Source organism: Micromonospora sp. NPDC048063, from assembly GCF_043202855.1.
In the GTDB taxonomy this organism is placed as follows: domain Bacteria; phylum Actinomycetota; class Actinomycetes; order Mycobacteriales; family Micromonosporaceae; genus Micromonospora.
Genome location: NZ_JBIDBG010000004.1, coordinates 101,331 through 117,714, shown reverse-complemented (window position 1 = coordinate 117,714; position 16,384 = coordinate 101,331). Strand labels below are relative to the sequence as shown.

Annotated in this window: 17 protein-coding genes; 8 read left to right on the top strand and 9 right to left on the bottom strand. The window is 71.5% G+C overall.

What is annotated here, in order from left to right; all coding sequences use genetic code 11:
* Positions 1-21: 21 nt before the first annotated feature.
* Positions 22-912 carry a LysR family transcriptional regulator ArgP gene (locus ACGFZ2_RS12265; RefSeq protein ID WP_393452754.1) on the top strand — a complete coding sequence of 297 codons (891 nt, stop codon included), beginning with the start codon at positions 22-24 and terminating at the stop codon, positions 910-912.
* Positions 913-1,001: 89 nt separating this feature from the next.
* On the opposite strand, the gene ACGFZ2_RS12260 is transcribed toward ACGFZ2_RS12265, so the two are convergent.
* Entirely contained in the window at positions 1,002-2,753 is a 1,752-nt protein-coding gene (locus ACGFZ2_RS12260; RefSeq protein ID WP_393452751.1) for an acetyl/propionyl/methylcrotonyl-CoA carboxylase subunit alpha, read from the bottom strand.
* A 134-nt stretch (positions 2,754-2,887) separates the two neighbouring features.
* On the opposite strand from ACGFZ2_RS12260, the gene ACGFZ2_RS12255 reads away from it, so the two are divergent.
* From ACGFZ2_RS12255 to ACGFZ2_RS12240, 4 genes are all read left to right on the top strand, one after another.
* Positions 2,888-3,514, top strand: a complete 627-nt coding sequence (locus tag ACGFZ2_RS12255) for a PadR family transcriptional regulator (protein ID WP_393452748.1) — start codon at positions 2,888-2,890, stop codon at positions 3,512-3,514.
* Between the two features lie 132 nt (positions 3,515-3,646).
* Positions 3,647-4,606, top strand: a complete 960-nt coding sequence (locus ACGFZ2_RS12250) for an ATP-binding cassette domain-containing protein (protein ID WP_350703480.1) — start codon at positions 3,647-3,649, stop codon at positions 4,604-4,606.
* Positions 4,607-4,626: 20 nt separating this feature from the next.
* Positions 4,627-5,382 carry an ABC transporter permease gene (locus tag ACGFZ2_RS12245; protein ID WP_350703478.1) on the top strand — a complete coding sequence of 252 codons (756 nt, stop codon included), beginning with the start codon at positions 4,627-4,629 and terminating at the stop codon, positions 5,380-5,382.
* A gap of 115 nt (positions 5,383-5,497) precedes the next feature.
* The gene (locus tag ACGFZ2_RS12240) at positions 5,498-6,754 is read left to right on the top strand and encodes an MFS transporter (protein ID WP_393452743.1); all 1,257 of its coding nucleotides are present in this window, start codon (positions 5,498-5,500) and stop codon (positions 6,752-6,754) included.
* 102 nt (positions 6,755-6,856) lie between these two features.
* On the opposite strand, the gene ACGFZ2_RS12235 is transcribed toward ACGFZ2_RS12240, so the two are convergent.
* The 6 genes from ACGFZ2_RS12235 to ACGFZ2_RS12210 form a co-directional block, all read right to left on the bottom strand.
* The gene (locus tag ACGFZ2_RS12235) at positions 6,857-7,510 is read right to left on the bottom strand and encodes an O-methyltransferase (RefSeq protein ID WP_393258524.1); all 654 of its coding nucleotides are present in this window, start codon (positions 7,508-7,510) and stop codon (positions 6,857-6,859) included.
* 9 nt (positions 7,511-7,519) lie between these two features.
* Entirely contained in the window at positions 7,520-8,164 is a 645-nt protein-coding gene (locus tag ACGFZ2_RS12230; RefSeq protein WP_393453652.1) for a Maf family protein, read from the bottom strand.
* Between the two features lie 22 nt (positions 8,165-8,186).
* Positions 8,187-9,335 (bottom strand): type VII secretion-associated serine protease mycosin, encoded by a 1,149-nt coding sequence (gene mycP / locus ACGFZ2_RS12225; protein WP_393452740.1) that lies wholly within the window; start codon positions 9,333-9,335, stop codon positions 8,187-8,189.
* Between the two features lie 29 nt (positions 9,336-9,364).
* Positions 9,365-10,771 (bottom strand): hypothetical protein, encoded by a 1,407-nt coding sequence (locus tag ACGFZ2_RS12220; RefSeq protein ID WP_393452737.1) that lies wholly within the window; start codon positions 10,769-10,771, stop codon positions 9,365-9,367.
* Positions 10,768-11,229, bottom strand: coding sequence for a hypothetical protein (locus tag ACGFZ2_RS12215; protein WP_393452734.1), 462 nt, complete (start codon positions 11,227-11,229; stop codon positions 10,768-10,770). The genes ACGFZ2_RS12220 and ACGFZ2_RS12215 overlap by 4 nt, the downstream gene beginning before the upstream one ends.
* Positions 11,230-11,374: 145 nt before the next feature.
* Complete coding sequence (locus ACGFZ2_RS12210) at positions 11,375-11,587, bottom strand: acyl-CoA carboxylase epsilon subunit (protein ID WP_357692193.1); 213 nt, start codon at positions 11,585-11,587, stop codon at positions 11,375-11,377.
* Positions 11,588-11,679: 92 nt separating this feature from the next.
* Here ACGFZ2_RS12210 and ACGFZ2_RS12205 point away from each other — a divergent pair, with 92 nt between their 5' ends.
* Both ACGFZ2_RS12205 and ACGFZ2_RS12200 read left to right on the top strand, forming a co-directional pair.
* Complete coding sequence (locus ACGFZ2_RS12205) at positions 11,680-13,608, top strand: protein kinase (RefSeq protein ID WP_393452730.1); 1,929 nt, start codon at positions 11,680-11,682, stop codon at positions 13,606-13,608.
* A gap of 59 nt (positions 13,609-13,667) precedes the next feature.
* Complete coding sequence (locus ACGFZ2_RS12200; RefSeq protein WP_393302699.1) at positions 13,668-13,898, top strand: hypothetical protein; 231 nt, start codon at positions 13,668-13,670, stop codon at positions 13,896-13,898.
* A gap of 125 nt (positions 13,899-14,023) precedes the next feature.
* On the opposite strand, the gene ACGFZ2_RS12195 is transcribed toward ACGFZ2_RS12200, so the two are convergent.
* Both ACGFZ2_RS12195 and ACGFZ2_RS12190 read right to left on the bottom strand, forming a co-directional pair.
* Entirely contained in the window at positions 14,024-14,779 is a 756-nt protein-coding gene (locus tag ACGFZ2_RS12195) for a GH25 family lysozyme (protein WP_393452727.1), read from the bottom strand.
* Between the two features lie 105 nt (positions 14,780-14,884).
* Positions 14,885-15,430 (bottom strand): Uma2 family endonuclease, encoded by a 546-nt coding sequence (locus ACGFZ2_RS12190; protein WP_393452724.1) that lies wholly within the window; start codon positions 15,428-15,430, stop codon positions 14,885-14,887.
* A 101-nt stretch (positions 15,431-15,531) separates the two neighbouring features.
* On the opposite strand from ACGFZ2_RS12190, the gene ACGFZ2_RS12185 reads away from it, so the two are divergent.
* On the top strand, positions 15,532-16,275 hold the full coding sequence (locus tag ACGFZ2_RS12185) for a M50 family metallopeptidase (RefSeq protein ID WP_350703454.1): 744 nt from the start codon (positions 15,532-15,534) through the stop codon (positions 16,273-16,275).
* Positions 16,276-16,384: the final 109 nt, after the last annotated feature.

The following is a 16,384-nucleotide window of genomic DNA, read 5'->3' as shown; positions in this document are numbered from 1 at the left end:
GCAGATAAGCTCAGCTTCATCATGCTTGACTCCACGCAGCTCCGGACGTTCGCCGCGGTGGTCCGCGAGGGCAGCTTCGAGGCGGCCGCGCACGCGCTGCACGTCACCCCGTCGGCCGTCAGCCAGCGGATGAAGGCGTTGGAGCAGACCGTCGGGCAGGTGCTGGTCCGCCGCACGAAGCCGTGCCAGGCCACCGACGCGGGCCGGCCGCTGCTGCGGCTCGCCGGCCAGGTGGCCCTGCTGGAACGGGAGGCGTTGGACGCCGCCCGCCCGCCGACGGTCGGCGGGCCCGCCCCCAGCCGGGTGACCATCGTGGCGAACGGCGACTCGCTCGGCACCTGGTTCGTCGGCGCCCTGGCGCGGCTGCCCGCCGAGCTGGCGCTCCTGTTCGACGTCCGCCGGGACGACGAGGACCACACGGCGGAGCTGATCCGCGACGGTACGGCGATGGCCGCGGTGACCGCGCAGCGCGAGGCTGTGCAGGGCTGCCGGGTGGAGCGGTTGGGCGCGATGCGGTACGTCGCGCTGGCCCGGACCGGGTTCGCGGCCCGCCACTTCCCCGACGGCCTCACCGAGGCCGCCCTCGCGACGGCGCCGATGATGGCGTTCGATCGCAAGGACCAGCTCCAGCACCGGTTCGCCCGCACCGTGACCCGGCGTCGGATCGCCCCGCCGGTCCACTACGTCCCGTCCTTCGACGGCTTCAACGAGGCGGTGCGGCTGGGCCTGGGGTGGGGGATGGTGCCGGAGCGGATCGCCCGTGCCGACATCGCGGCCGGGCGCTGCGTCGACATCGGTGCCGGGCGTCACCTGGACCGCCCGCTGTACTGGCAGCACTGGCGGGTGGAATCCACCACGCTGGACGCGCTGACCGCCGCCGTCCGGGCGGTCGCCGGCACCGAGCTGCGCTGACTGTCAGGCTGGCCGGTGCCGCCCAGCGTTGCGTTAGGAAGGGGCCCTTCCTCTACCGAAGACGTTAGGAAGGTGCCCTTCCTTACACCTCAGGCGATCGTGCAGATCGCCGCGCCGGCGGAGATGACGGCGCCGACCTCGGCGGCGAGGCCGCTGACCGTGCCCGCCTTGTGCGCGTGCAGCGGCTGCTCCATCTTCATCGCCTCCAGCACCACGACCAGGTCGCCCTCGGCGACGGTGTCCCCGTCGGCGACCGCGATCTTGACGATGGTGCCCTGCATGGGCGAGGTGAGCGCGTCGCCGCTGACGGTGGCGCCGGCCTTGGCCGCGCCGCCCCGGCGGGCCGGCTTGCGGGCGGTGGGCGCGGCGGCGGCCGTACCCCCGCCGAGGCCGGCGGGGAGGGTGACCTCCAGCCGCTTGCCGCCGACCTCGACCACGACGGTCTCGCGCTCGGCCGGCCCCTCGGCGGTGCCGGCGGCGGCGGTGAACGGCGGGACGGTGTTGTCGAACTCGGTCTCGATCCACCGGGTGTGCACGGTGAACGGCTCGGCGGTGAACGCCTCGTCGCGGATGACCAGCCGGTGGAACGGCAGCGCGGTGGCCATGCCCTCGACGACCATCTCGTCCAGCGCCCGGCGGGCCCGCTCCAGCGCCTCGGTGCGCGTCTCGCCGGTGATGATCACCTTGGCCAGCAGCGAGTCGAAGTTGCCGCCGATCACGTCGCCGGCCGAGATGCCGGTGTCGACCCGGACGCCGGGGCCGGTGGGCAGCCGCAGCGCGGTGACCGTGCCGGGGGCGGGCAGGAAGTTGCGGCCCGGGTCCTCGCCGTTGATCCGGAACTCGATGGAGTGCCCGCGCGGCGTCGGGTCCTCGGTGAACCGCAGCTTCTCGCCGTCGGCGATCCGGAACTGCTCGCGGACCAGGTCGATGCCGGCGGTCTCCTCGGTGACCGGGTGCTCGACCTGGAGACGGGTGTTGACCTCCAGGAAGGAGATGGTGCCGTCGGCGCCGACCAGGTATTCCACCGTGCCGGCGCCGTGGTAGCCGGCCTCCCGGCAGATCGCCTTGGCGCTGTGGTGGATCTGGGCGCGCTGCGCGTCGGTGAGGCACGGCGCCGGGGCCTCCTCGACGAGCTTCTGGTGCCGGCGCTGGAGCGAGCAGTCGCGGGTGCCGACCACGATCACGTTGCCGTGCTGGTCGGCCAGCACCTGCGCCTCGACGTGGCGCGGCTTGTCGAGGTAGCGCTCGACGAAGCACTCGCCCCGGCCGAACGCGGCGACCGCCTCGCGGGTGGCCGACTCGAACAGGTGCGGGATCTCCTCCATCGTGCGGGCCACCTTGAGCCCGCGCCCGCCGCCGCCGAAGGCGGCCTTGATGGCGACCGGCAGGCCGTGGTCGACGGCGAACGCCATCACCTCGTCCGGGTTGGCCACCGGGTCGGGGGTGCCGGGCACCAGGGGGGCGCCGGCGCGCTGGGCGATGTGCCGGGCGGTCACCTTGTCGCCGAGGTCGCGGATCGCCTGCGGGGTGGGGCCGATCCAGGTCAGCCCGGCGTCGATGACGGCCTGGGCGAAGTCGGCGTTCTCGGCGAGGAATCCGTAGCCGGGGTGGACGGCGTCGGCGTCGGCCTTGGCGGCGACCTCCAGCAGCTTGTCGATGCGCAGGTACGTCTCGGTCGCGGAGTCCCCGCCGAGCGCGTACGCCTCGTCGGCGAGGGTGGCGTGCAGGGCGTCCCGGTCGGAGTCGGCGTAGACGGCGACGCTGCCCAGACCGGCGTCGCGGCAGGCGCGGATGACGCGGACGGCGATCTCGCCGCGGTTGGCGATGAGTACCTTGCGCACCTTGGGGTCTCCTCCCGGGAGGTTACTGACCGGGAGTGTATCGGCCACCCTGAGAGGGCCCTAACGATCGCTCAGTGTGGGATGCCGCACTGCCGCGTCGCGCCCTAGTCAAACTTGCTTATTACGCTTGTCTGATGTCTGCCACGCGAATGATGATCCTCGGGCTGGTGCGGTGGATGCAGCCCGTGCACGGCTACGACGTGCGCCGGGAACTGCTCAGTTGGAACGCCGACAGGTGGGCCAACGTGCAGCCCGGCTCGATCTACCACGCCCTGCGCAAGCTGACCGCGGAGGGCCTGCTGCGCGAGGTGGCCACCGAGCAGGTGGGCGCCCGGCCGGCGCGCACCACGTACGAGGTCACCGCCAAGGGCGAGGACGAGTTCGAGTCGCTGCTGCGCGGGCACTGGTGGCAGTTGCACGAGCCGCCGGACCCGTTCGCGGCGGCGTTCTCGTTCCTGCCCGCGCTGCCCCGCGAGGAGGCGTCGGCGGCCCTGCGCAACCGGGCGAACCTGCTGCGCGCCGGCGTCGAGTCGATGCGCGCGGCGCTGGCCTCGGACTGGATGCGCTACTCCAAGCCGGTGCACGTCGGGTGGATGTTCGAACTCTGGGCCGCACGGGCGGAGGCCGAGGTCGGCTGGTGCGAACGGATCGCCGAACGCATCGACTCCGGTGTGTCGTACCTGCCTGATGGGCTGGTCGGGGCGGAGGGTTGGAACGGGTGGTCCGACGGCGGGACCACACCTCACGACACAAACGAATAATCAAGATTGACCACTGGAGCTATATCGCGTTAGCCTGCTCGCGGCGCGACGGGGGGAGCACGCCGTCCGGCGTCGTCCCCGAGGGACAGACCAGGTGGCCGGTCGCACCGGCCCGGACGACCAGGAGCAGAGATGATCGAGACCAGAGGGCTGCGGAAGTCGTTCCGCTCCCGAGAGGGTCGCCAGACGAGGACCGTCGACGCGGTGCGCGGGGTCGACCTGGAGGTCGCCGCGGGGGAGATCTTCGGCTTCCTCGGCCCCAACGGCGCCGGCAAGACCACCACCCTGCGGATGCTGGCGACGCTGATCGAGCCGGACGGCGGCGAGGCCACCATCGCCGGGGCCGACCTGCGGAAAGACCCGGCCGAGGTGCGCCGCCGCATCGGCTACGTCGCCCAGGGCGGCAGCACCTGGGACGAGTCGACCGCCCGCGAGGAGCTGGTCCTCCAGGCCCGGATGTACGGCATCGGCAAGGCCGAGGCGCAGCGGCGCGCCGTCCGCGCCCTCGACGCCTTCCAGCTCACCGAGTACGCGGACCGCAAGTGCAAGACCTACTCGGGCGGCCAGCGGCGACGGGTGGAGATCGCGCTCGGCATCATCCACGAGCCGAAGATCGTCTTCCTGGACGAGCCGACCAGCGGCCTCGACCCGCAGAGCCGCGCGCACATGTGGGACGAGATCCGCCGCCTGCGCGCCGACGGCATGACCGTCTTCATCACCACGCACTACCTCGACGAGGCCGACGCGCTCTGCGACCGGATCGCGATCATGGATCACGGCGAGGTGGTCGCGGAGGGCACCCCGGCGGGCCTCAAGCGCGAGATCTCCGGTGACGTGGTGCTGGTCGGGCTGGACGCGGCGGCCACCCCGCAGGCCGCGAAGCTGCTCGACAGCGAGCCCTACGTCAACAAGCTGGAGACCGTCGAGGAGGGCGGCCTGCGGCTCTACGTCGACGAGGGCGCGACCGCCATCCCGCAGATCCTGCGCCGCGTCGACACGGCGGGCCTCACGCTCGACTCCATCGAGCTGCACCGGCCCAGCCTCGACGACGTCTTCCTCACCAAGACCGGCCGCTCGCTGCGCGAGTCCTGAACCCAGACCGGAGAGATCACATGAAACTCGCCCGTGACACCTGGCTGATCTTCCAGCGCCAGCTTCAGCTGCTGCTGCGCAACCCCGTCTGGGTCTTCGTCGGCATCTTCCAGCCGGTGATGTACCTGCTGCTCTTCGCCCCGCTGCTCAAGCCGGCCCTGAACGCCCCCACCCAGGCGGAGGCCTACAAGATCTTCGTGCCCGGCCTGCTGGTGCTGCTGGCCATCTTCGGCGGCCTGTTCCAGGGCTTCGGCCTGATCGCCGAGCTGCGCGCCGGCGTCATCGAACGCTCCCGGGTCACCCCGGTCAGCCGGCTCGCCCTGCTGCTCGGCCGCTCGCTGCGCGACGTGGTGTCCCTGATCGTGCAGGCGGTCATCATCACCCTGCTCGCGCTCCTGTTCGACCTGCGCGTCTTCATCGTCGACCTGCTCCTGGCGTACCTCATGCTCGCCCTGATCGCGCTGATGACCTCGGCCGTCTCCTACGGCGTCGCGCTCAAGGTCAAGAGCGAGGACGCGCTGGCCCCGCTGATGAACACCGTGGCGCAGCCGGTGCTGCTGCTCTCCGGCATCCTGCTGCCGCTCACGTTCGCCCCCGGCTGGCTCCAGGGCATCGCCGAGTGGAACCCGTTCTCCTGGGCCGTCGACGGCACCCGCGCCCTCTTCAACGGCGACCTCGGCGACGACAAGGTCTGGCAGGGGCTCGGCATCATCGCGGTGCTCGCCGCAGCCGGCGTCGTCTGGGCGGCCCGGCAGTTCGCCCGCACCGTCCGGTGAAAGGAAGGGCACCTTATTAACGCCTACGGTAGAGGAAGGGCCCCCTCCTAACGCCGGGGGAGAGCTGCCTCTCACCGGGGCGGGGCACCGGCCGGACGCTTGTACCGTAAGGCCGGTGCCCCGCCTCACCCGTGACCGGACCACCTGGCTGACCTATGCCCAGCTGGGGCTGTGGGGCTTCTTCCTCTACGGATTCGGGCCGGTCGTGCCGCTGCTCCGCGACGAACAGGGCACCTCGGCCGCCGTCGCCGGCCTGCACAGCACCGGCATCGCCGTCGGCGCGCTGGCCGGCGGGGCGCTCTTCGCGCCGCTGGCCCGCCGGGTCGGCCGTGGCCGCGCCATCTGGACCGGGCTGGCCGGGGTGGCGCTCGGCGTCACCGCACTCGGCACCCTGCGGGCACTGCCTGCCACGATCACCGCCGTCGCGGTGATCGCCACCTTCGGCATGCTGGTGATCAGCGGGGTGTCGGTGGTGCTCACCGACCGGCACGGCACCGGCGCGCCGGCCGCGCTGACCGAGGCCAACGCCGCCTGCGCCGGCATGGGCATCCTCGCCCCGCTGGTCATCGGCGCCAGCGTCGACGCCGGCTGGGGCTGGCGGCCCGTGATGGCCGTCGAGGCCGGCCTGATCGCGCTGGTCGCGCTCGCCGCCGTGACCTTCCGCGTACGCCTGCCGGACGCCGCCCCCGCTGCGGCTGCCGGGGATCCCCCGGCCGGCGGCCCGGCCGACACCGACCCGCCCGCCGGCGCGCGTCGGGCTGCTCCCGTTGCTGGCGCCGCGCGGCGGCTGCCCCCGACGTACTGGATCGCCTGGGTGCTGATGGCGGTCACCGGCTCGATCGAGGTCTGCCTGTCCCTCTGGACCGCCGACGTGCTCCGCTCGCACGCCGGAATGGCGGCCGGCGCCGCTTCGGCCGCTGTTGCCGCGATCGTCTGCGGCATGTTCGTCGGCCGGCTCGTCGGCGGCCGGTTCGCGCTGCGGTACCGGCCGGTGCCGCTGCTGCTGGCCGCGCTGGGCGTGTCGCTGGCCGGGTTCGCGCTGTTCTGGGTCGCACCGGTCGGCTGGCTGGCGGTCGCCGGCCTCGTCGTGCTCGGCGTCGGCAACGCGCTGCACTACCCGCTGGCCATCTCGATCGCGCTTGCCGTCGCCGGGCCGGCCGCGGACCGGGCGGCCGGCTGGGCGTCGTACTCGATGGGGGTCGGCTTCGGGATCGCGCCGGTCGCGCTCGGCTGGGTGGCCGACGGAGTGGGCCCGCACCTGGCGTTCCTGCTGCTGCCGGGCTTCATCGCGGCGGCCGCGCTGCTCGCCGCCCGCCTGGGCCGTGCCCTACGCCCGGCCCCCGCCGAAATCCGGACCCCGACCCCCGTCTGACGCCAAGCCGGGCGGCGGCTCCGTCGGATCTTGGTGCGGAAGGGCCCCTGGAGGGGCCGTTTCGCACCAAGATCGCGCAGGGCGGGGCCGACACTGTGGCGGTCAGTGCACCCGGGCCAGCGTCAGGCCGTCGGCGACCGGGAGCATCACCGCGTCCACCCGGACGTCGGCGAGCACCTCGTCGTTGAACGCGGCGATGGCCCGGTCGTCGGCGTTCTGCGGGGCGATCACCCGGCCGCCGCGCAGCACGTTGTCGACCGCGATCACCCCGCCGGGACGCATCCGAGGCACCAGCTCCGCCCAGTAGACCGGATACCCGGTCTTGTCCGCGTCGATGAACGCGAAGTCAAGATGACGTTCGTGGGGCAGCTCGCGCAGCGTGTCGCCGGCCGGGCCGATGCGCAGCTCGATGCGATCCTCCACGCCGGCGCGGGCCCAGTACCGCCGGGCGATGCCCGTGAACTCCTCGGAGATGTCGAAGCAGGTCAGCCGCCCGCCCTCGGGCAGCCCCCGGGCGATCGCCAGCGAGGAGAGGCCGGTGAAGGTGCCCACCTCCACGGCCTGCCGCACGCCGAGCAGCCGGGTGAGGAAGGTCAGGAACGCGGCCTGCTCCGGCGCGACCTGCATCTGTGCGTCGTCCGGCAGGGCGGCGCGGGTCTCCTCGGCCAGGTCCCGCATGATCTCGTCCGGCGGCGACCCGTGCGTCACCAGGTACGCGTGCAGTTCCGACGTGAGCGGGATCGACTTCGTGGTCATGAACGGACGCTATCCGAGCGGTTCGACCGACTGGTTGCCGGGCGCGACCTTTGTCCACAGATCGGTGATTCGCAGATCCAGCTCGGCCAGGAGGCGGCGCAGCATCGGCAGCGAGAGCCCGATGACGGTGCTCGGGTCGCCCTCGATCCGCTCCACGAACGGCCCGCCCAGCCCGTCGATCGTGAAGGCACCAGCCACCGCGAGCGGCTCGCCGGTGCCCACGTACGTGGCGATCTCGTCGTCGCTGACGTCGGCGAAGTGCACGACGGTGGAGGCGACCGCCTCGGCCCGACGCCCCGTCACGATGTCGATGAGGCAGTGCCCACTGTGCAGCACGCCGCTGCGCCCGCGCATGCGCTGCCAGCGCCGGGTGGCGTCCGCCGCGTCGGCCGGCTTGCCGAGAATCTCCCTGTCGAAGGCCAGCACCGAATCGCACCCGATCACCAGCGTCCGCTGGTCGTCGGCCGGCCGGAGCCGGGTGAGCACCGCCTCCGCCTTCAACCGGGCCAGTTCCAGGCAGAGATCCTCGGCCCGCTCGGTGACCACCAGGGACTCGTCGACGCCGCTGACCAGCACGTCCGGTTCGATCCCGGCGGCCTGGAGAATCTTGCGGCGGGCGGGGCTCGCGGAGGCGAGCACGAGGCGGAGCGGCATCGTTTTTGGCACGTCGCCGACGTTACCGGCTGATCCGGGGAGGTGGGTCGTCGCCGTGGCGCCGGCGACGCGCAACCAGGACCCACACGCCACCGGCAGCCACGATCACACCGAGGGTGACCAGGCCGCGGGCGGTCGCTCCGCCGTCTCCGTCGTCGGCGGGCTCCGCGACCGCCGTCGTGGTCGAGGCGGTGGGCGCCGGGCCGCTCGCCGTCGCCGACCCGAAGCCCAACGGCGGTACGTCTGCCGTCAGCGCCGCTACAAGGTCGATGACCCCGTAGCCGTACTCGTCGTCACGCCCCGGTGGTCCCTTGTCGACGGCGGTGGCCGTGAGTCGATGCACCACCTCGGAGGCCGGCAGGTACGGGTATTTCGACCGAATCAGTGCTGCAGCGCCGGCGACGATCGCCGTGGCACCCGACGTGCCAACGCCCTTCGAGTATTTTCCGTCGTAGCTGGTGCTATAGATGTCAACGGCAGGCGCAACTACATCAATCTCTGGGCCGGTCACGGAGACGGCTGCATGTCTTCCTACGCGATCGATTCCACCGACAGCTATTACGCCCTCCTTTGACGCAGGATAGCTAACACGTGCGTCCTCGGGACTGTTGCCCGCCGCCGCTACCACGACGATGTTCGAGGCCAAAGCGGTGCCGACTGCCTGATCGAGGCGAGGGCTAGACGTGCCGCCGCTAGAAATGCTTATGACCTCAGCGCCTTGTGATATCGCGTATTCGATTCCTTGAGCTAGCGCATCTGGTTCACCATCGCCGTTCGGTGGGGAGTCGAATATCGGCAGAATCTTCGCCTTCGGGGCGACGCCTAGCGCTCCTTCAGTCGGACTCCGGCCGTGAGCGGCGATGAGCCCAGCCATGGACGTGCCGTGACCGTCTAGGTCTTGCCGGCCGTCACCAGCGCCTCCGGGAATGAGGTCAACCCCGGGAAGTAAGTTGTTCCGCAGGTCTGGGTGCGGATCCACGCCAGTGTCCGGAACGGCGACTACCACACCCTCACCCTGCGTGATCCGGTGCGCCTCAGTTGCGTTGAGGTAGCTCAAATGCCACTGGTCGCCTCGGATCTGGACGGACTCTGCGGGATGTGGTGCTGTGGAACTCGATACGGCCGCAGCCGCATTGAACGTCCACAGCGTTGTAACCCACAGTGTCAGCACCGCCAGCATCTTGCCGGCTGGCCGTATTCTCACCTGTTAAAACCGATGGCAGGCCCTGGATCGATTGGGCCTTCCTCGTCCGGCGGACGGACCACTGGGGTCACTCCTTGGTCTACCTCCCAAGGATGGTCGGGATCCCACCGTCGCAGTTCGTCATCGCTCTTGTCGGAACGCGCAGAGCGTCCGGGTGTCGCGCCGATGCCGCTAGTGCTTCCTGTGCCGGCGTAGCTACCCATGCCGGGGGAACCACCGAAGGGAGGTGCCCCATGCGCCGAACCAAAACTTCGCCCGCTACCTGGTCGAGAACCGGCGCCACCCGCTGGCGCGGTGCCGGCGCCTCCTCCACCGATCACTCCGCCGATCGGGTTGACCCGACGTGGCTGGCTATTACTTGCCCCCGGCTGGCTGAGACCCATCCCAGGTGCTCCGCCGATAAGACCGCCCGGCGGCATCGGCCTTGGTTGAGATGGCGAAGCGGCACTCGGTTGGCCGTTCGCGCCGCCCACAATGGGCGGCCTCGCCTGACCTGGCTGGCCGGATGTTGAACCAGTTGGAAATGGCCGGCTCGGAGCGCGCGGGGCGAGTCCTGGCGGCATTCCGATGTTTGACCCGGTCGAAGGGGATGAAGGTGCCGTGGCGGGCAACGCGGGATTGGCCGGCTTCGGAGTTAGCCCAACGCCGGTGCCGCCAAGGACTGGCCCGCTGCCAGGCGCTGTCGGAGTGGAGACAGGCTTAAGGGTACGGCTTGGCCCCGGCGAGAGCGCTCCAGATTTTCCTAGTACTGGTGCTGGAACGATCGGGGGAATGATCGGTGCGATATTCGAGCCGCCATAGGTATCCGGATTATCTGTGTGTTTCGGCGGCCTAACAGGAGGTGGCTTTTGGAGCATTACTTGGGCGTGTTGGAGTTCGCCGCTGAGGCCGTACATGATGCCCCGCGCCTGGACGTTGAGCCGTTCCAGGTCGGCGTCCGTTACCGGGCGGTCGGGGACGCGGCTGCCCAGGGCCGCCTTCGGGTCCGCGAGCGTCGCCTCGTACGTCCGCTTCTCCTGGAGCTTGACGGCGTACTCGTCGTAGATCTTCTTGAGTTCGGTGCGGGTGGTCCCGATGGCTTGTGTCGCGGCGGAGAGCGCGGTGTAGTTGGCGCTGGCCGCGTCGTGGGTGCGCTGCACCTTGTCGATCAGCTCGTCGAGTTCGCGGACGTACGCCCGGGCTGCCTCGTTGGTCTCCGGGGGCCATGCCTCCGCCAGCCCGCGCCGGTATTCCTGGAGCCGGCTCAGGTGGGTCCGGGCGAGGTCGCAGACCTTGCGCCAGCCGGCGACCCGCTTCCAGTGGTTGGTGGTGTCGTGGTCCTGGAGGCAGGCCCACATGCTGGCCACGTCCATCAGCCGCCAGTCGGTGAGGCCGGACGTGCGGCCGCTGCCCCGCTCGATCACGGCAGCACCACCCGCCCCGGCCCCGTCTCCGGCCCGGTGGGATCGTGCAACACGGGTGACGGGCCGCGTGACGCGGCGGTCGCCGGGTTGGCGAGCGCCCGTTCGACGTCGGCCACCCGCGCGGAGGAGAAGGCGTCGGAGTCGGTGTAGCGCGCGGCGACGACGCCGGCGGCCCCGGCCAGGTGGCCGGTGGCGTCGCGGACGCCCCAGACCATGTCGGCGGTGGCCTGCTGGGTCTCGTGGTGGGCGCGCAGGAAGTTGACCAGCTCGATGAAGGCGTCGGCCGGGTTGGGCACCGGTGCCTTCATGTCCTCGGCGATGTACGACAGGTGGGGGGCATAGTTGCGTTCCACCTCGGCCTGGAGCTTGTCGGCGAACTCGCGCAACCGGCGGATGTCGGCCTCGATGCCGCCGTAACCGCGGAGCCAGGACGCTGGACGGTCCTCCTCGGGGATCATCGGCCCTCCCTACCCGTCACTGCGCCGTTTCCCTGAGTGAGGTTAATGGGTCTCCGACGATGTCGGCAGCCCCAACCCCGCACACCCGAGCCGTCCGGCCGGCGGGCAGGGGCACCGAGCTGGGGTGATCCGTACCGGGAAAAGGTCAGCGGGGCAGGCCGGAGGCGCGCCACGCGCCGGGACCGGCGACGGGCGTCGCGGTGGCCGGGCGCCCGCTGCGCGCCCAGGCGGACGCGGCGGCCGGCGAGGGTGCGGCGGCCGGACGGGACCGGACGACGATCGCGCCCACCAGCGCGGCCAGTTCCTCGGCGGTGGGGACCCCGCGGACGACCCGGAACAGCGGCTCTTCGGCAGACATGGCGTCAGCGTACGCGGCGGCAAGCTTGAGCTGAACCGCACAGTGGCGTGCCGGCGGTGTGAGCGTCGTGCCCGCCGGGTACCGTCTGGGCGATGTCTAACGCGCTGCCCCAACTCGTTGCTGACCGATACCGGCTCCTCTCGCCGCTCGGTCAGGGCGGCATGGGTCGGGTGTGGAAGGCGCGCGACGAGGTGCTGCACCGGGACGTGGCGATCAAGGAGCTGGTCCCGCCGCCCAGCCTCACCGACGACGAGCGCCGCGAGATGCGGGAGCGGTCGCTGCGCGAGGCCCGGGCCATCGCCCGGCTCAACCACATCAACGTGGTCCGCATCTTCGACGTGCTGCGCACCGACGGCGACCCGTGGATCGTCATGGAGTACGTGGCGTCGAGGTCGTTGCAGGACACGCTCGCCGAGGACGGCCCGGTGCCGCCGGCGCGCGCGGTCGAGATCGGGCTCGGCGTGCTGGGCGCGTTGAAAGCCGCGCACAAGGCCGGCGTGATGCACCGCGACGTCAAGCCGGGCAACGTGCTGCTCGGCAACGACGGCCGGGTGGTGCTGACCGATTTCGGTCTCGCCACGATCCCCGGCGACCCGAACGTGACCCGCACGGGCATGGTGCTCGGTTCGCCCGCGTACATCGCGCCGGAGCGGGCCCGCGACGGCACCGCCGGGCCGGAGGCCGACCTCTGGTCGCTGGGCGCCACCCTCTACGCCGCGGTCGAGGGCAAGTCGCCGTACGCCCGGCCGTCGGCGATCGCCACCCTGGCGGCGCTCGCCACCGAGGCACCCCCGCCGCCGAAGAACGCCGGCCCGCTCAAGCCGGTGCTCAACGGCCTGCTGCGCAAGGACCCGAACGAGCGGATCACCGCCGAGGTGGCGGAGAAGCTGCTGCGTCGTGCCGGCGGCAAGCGCACCCGCACCATCCCGCTGCTCGACGGCGTACGCCGGCCGGGGCCGAACGGCCCGCGCGAGCCGCGCCCGCCGCTGGTGCCGGCGCCGCGACCGGCCGAGGAGCCGGCGGCCAGGCCGGTCAGCCCGCCGGCGCCCCGTGCGCCGCAGGAGGCGGTCGCCTCCGCCGGGGTCACCGTGGCGGCCGAGAGTGCGTCCGCCGCCTCGGATGTCGCGCCGACCGCCAAGGTCGGGTCGTCCACGTCCGACACCGCGCCGACGGCGAAGGTCGAGGCACCGAAGCCGGCGGCCAACACCTCGCCGGCCGTGCCGGTGAGCCCCGCGCCGCACAGGCCGGTGAACCCCACGTCGGTGATGCCCGCGTCGGTGAGCCCGCCGTCCGGCCGCGCCACGGTGGTGCCGCCCGACGGTACGAAGCCCAACAACACCCGGCGCAACGTGCTGATCGGGGTGCTGGTGGCGCTGCTGCTGGTCGGCCTGGTGCTGGTCGTGCCGATGCTGAGCAGCGGCGACGGCGAGGACGACGGCGGCACCCCGCAGGCCGACCCGACCACCGCCTCGCAGGCACCCCAGACGTCGGGGCCCGCCGCGCCGCCGCCAACCAGCGCCGCCCCCAGCCCGACCCCGGCCGTCACGCCCTCGGCGACGGGACTGCCGGCCGGCTGGAAGCTGCACAAGGACCCGACTGGCTTCTCCGTGCCCGTGCCGCCGGGTTTCAAGCTCGACTACCGCCGCAAGTGGGGGGCCGGGCGGGAGGACTATCGTGTTCGCTTCTCGGACGGCAGGGGGCGGGCCCTGCTGATCGACCAGACCACCGAGCCCCTTGACGATGCCGAGGCCGACTGGCGGAGGCAGGAGACGAGCCGGCGGGGCGACTACCCGAACTACCGGCGGGTCCGGATCGAGTCGATCGACTACTTCGACGAGGCTGCCGACTGGGAGTGGACCCAGACAGAGGACGGACGCGCGATCCACGTCCGCAACCGCGGTTTCGTGACCGCCCCGGACAAGGGGTACGCCATCCGCTGGGACACTCCCGCCGACCAGTGGGCGGCCAACGAACTGATCTTCAAGACCATCGCTGACGGGTTCGTGCCGGTGCGGGACTGATTCGCATGACCCTCCGTCGTACGGGGTACCTGACCTGCACCACGGAAGGGAGGCACGACATGGGTTACCGACTGAAGGACGCCCGGCCTCGGGTGGCACTGTGGATGCTCGTGGCCCTGGGCGACCTCGTCCTGCTGCTCGTCAGCGCCGGCCTGCCGGTACTGTTCGCGCTGCTCAGCGTCGTCACCGTCACCCTCGCCGGAGTGGCTGCCTGGCGTCTCACGCGGCGTGGCGCACTCGCGCGCGACAACGCGGTGACCGTACCGGTGGCGTCCCGACGACGGGCCTGACGCCCGCAGGCCGGATGGCGGGCCAGAGGCCCGAGGCGGTGGCGTGGCGGCAGCCGGACCAGTTGTCGACCGTACGGTGACAGCCGATCCCGCTGCCGCCAACTGCCTCCCCAGGCGAGTCGGGCTCAGGCGGTGTTGTTGGCCAGCGCGATCAGCCGGGTACGGTCACCGTTCCAGTAGTTGCGGTCGACGGGGCCGCTGATTCCGGCGACGCTGCCGCTGTCGGTGTACTGCCAGAAGCTCCAGAACGGCGCGCCGGCCGGCAGGGTGCCGGGGGAGGTGGACCAGCGGGCGATCCAGAGTGGGTGGTTCGCCCAGGGGGCGGTCCAACTGCCGGTGCACTGGTTCCACCAACTGGTGGTCGTGTAGATGACCGCGTAGCGGCCGGTACGCGAGCGGTAGGTGTTGAGGAAGTCCTGGACCCAACTGCGCATCCCGGACGTGCTCAGGCCGTAGCAGTACCCTCCGCTGTACGGGTTGGCCTCCAGGTCCAGCGCGGCGGGGAGGGTGCGGCTGTCGGCCGACCAGGCGCCGCCGTTGGAGGCCAGGTAGTTCGCCTGGACAGCCCCGGAGGAGATGTTCGGCCGGGCGAAGTGGTACGCGCCCCGGATCACCCCCGCGTAGTACGAGTTGGTGTAGTTGCTGTTGAAGTTCGGGTCCTTGTAGCTCGTGCCCTCGGTGGCCTTGATGAAGGCGAACTGGATCCCGGCGTTGCGCACGCTCGTCCAGTTGATGCTGCCCTGGTAGCGCGAGACGTCGATGCCGGGCGTGGTGGCCGCGGCCGCCGGGGTGCTGGTGGCGACGAGCCCCGCCGCCACGGTGGCGAGCACGGTGAGGCCGGTGGCGAGCATTCTGCGCAGCGATGGTCTGGTACGGGTCATGGATGCCTCCAAGGACGCCGATGGAATTGACGACCATCTTTGGAGGTAAGCGTCCTCGATCACAAGGGGCGCTAAACAAATTTACATTGACGAGTGACGTTGGGCTCAGCGGAACGAAGCCGGGTCGACACCCCAGCGGAACGGCTGGGTCAGGGTGAGGCGCTCGCCCGCCTTGGCGACCTGGTCCTCGACGTAGTGCGCACCGTCCAGCCGGAACAGCCGCAACGAGTGGGTCTGGCCGTCCTGCTCGACCAGCAGATACCAGGGAATCCGGGCGATGGCGTAGAGCTGCATCTTGACCAGTCGGTCGGCCGCCGCGTTCCCCGGAGAGACGATCTCGCAGACGAGGACGACCTCGCCCGCCTCGACCACGGTGCCCTCGTCGTCGGTGTCGGCGACGACAACGTCCGGGATGACGATCCGGTCGACCCCGAGCCGGACGTTGACCGCCTCGAAGACCGCGAGGGCTCCGGCCGCGTCGTCGAGGCTGTTGGCCAGCAGTCTCGACACCCGCTGGTGTCGCTTGCTCGGGGCAGGGCTCACGATCAGGCTCCCGTCGAGCAGTTCGATCCGGTTCGAAGTCTCGCCCATGGCGAGGTACTCGGCCTCTGTCCACAGGCCGACGTGGGGTTCCAGGGGTGCCGCGCTCACCGGCGTCCACCTCCCGCTCCGATCGCCACCAGGTCAGCTTCACACGATACGGACCCACGAGGGCGCAGCGACACAGGTCGGGGCCGGTAGGCTCGCGCCCCATGGTGTCGATCGACGGGCTCGGCGGTCTCTGGGACAAGCTGTTCGCGGCGCAGCCGGACCCACCGCCCCTGCTGGTGTTGCTGACCGCCGCCGTCGCGTTGGTGGTCGTGTCCACCCGGCTGCCCTGGCGGATCGCCCGAAACGCCGTCACCATCGCCCACGAGGGCGGGCACGCGCTGGTCGCGCTGCTCACCGGCCGCCGGCTGCACGGCATCCGGCTGCACTCGGACACCTCGGGGCTCACCCTCTCCGCCGGCCGGCCCGCCGGCCCGGGGATGATCCTCACCCTGCTGGCCGGTTACGTCGCCCCGCCGCTGGTCGGGCTGGCCGGCGCGTGGCTGCTCGGCGGCAACCGGATCACCCTGCTGCTCTGGGTCGCCGTGGCGCTGCTACTGGCCATGCTGGTCATGATCCGCAACGTCTTCGGCGTGCTCTCGCTGCTGGTCACCGGCGGGGTGGTGCTCGCCGTCTCCTGGTACGCCACGCCGCAGGTGCAGGCGGCGTTCGCGTACACCGGGGTGTGGTTCCTGCTGCTCGGCGGCGTGCGACCCGTGGTGGAGCTGCAACGGCTGCGCTCCCGGGGACGGATGCCCGCCTCCGACGCCGACCAGCTCGCCGGGATCACCCCGCTGCCCGCGTTCTTCTGGGTCACCGTGTTCGCCCTGGTCAACCTGGTCGCCCTCGGCGCGGGCGCGCTGCTGCTCGCCGGCCCGATCCTCGCCGAGGCCGGCATCACGCTCTGAGCGGCGCCGACCCGGCACGGGGAAGTACGGGGGAGACACCACGCCCGACCGGCCGTCCGCCGTCGCCGGGGAGGGCGCGGAAGCGTGGGCGGGCAGAATGGTCCCGTGC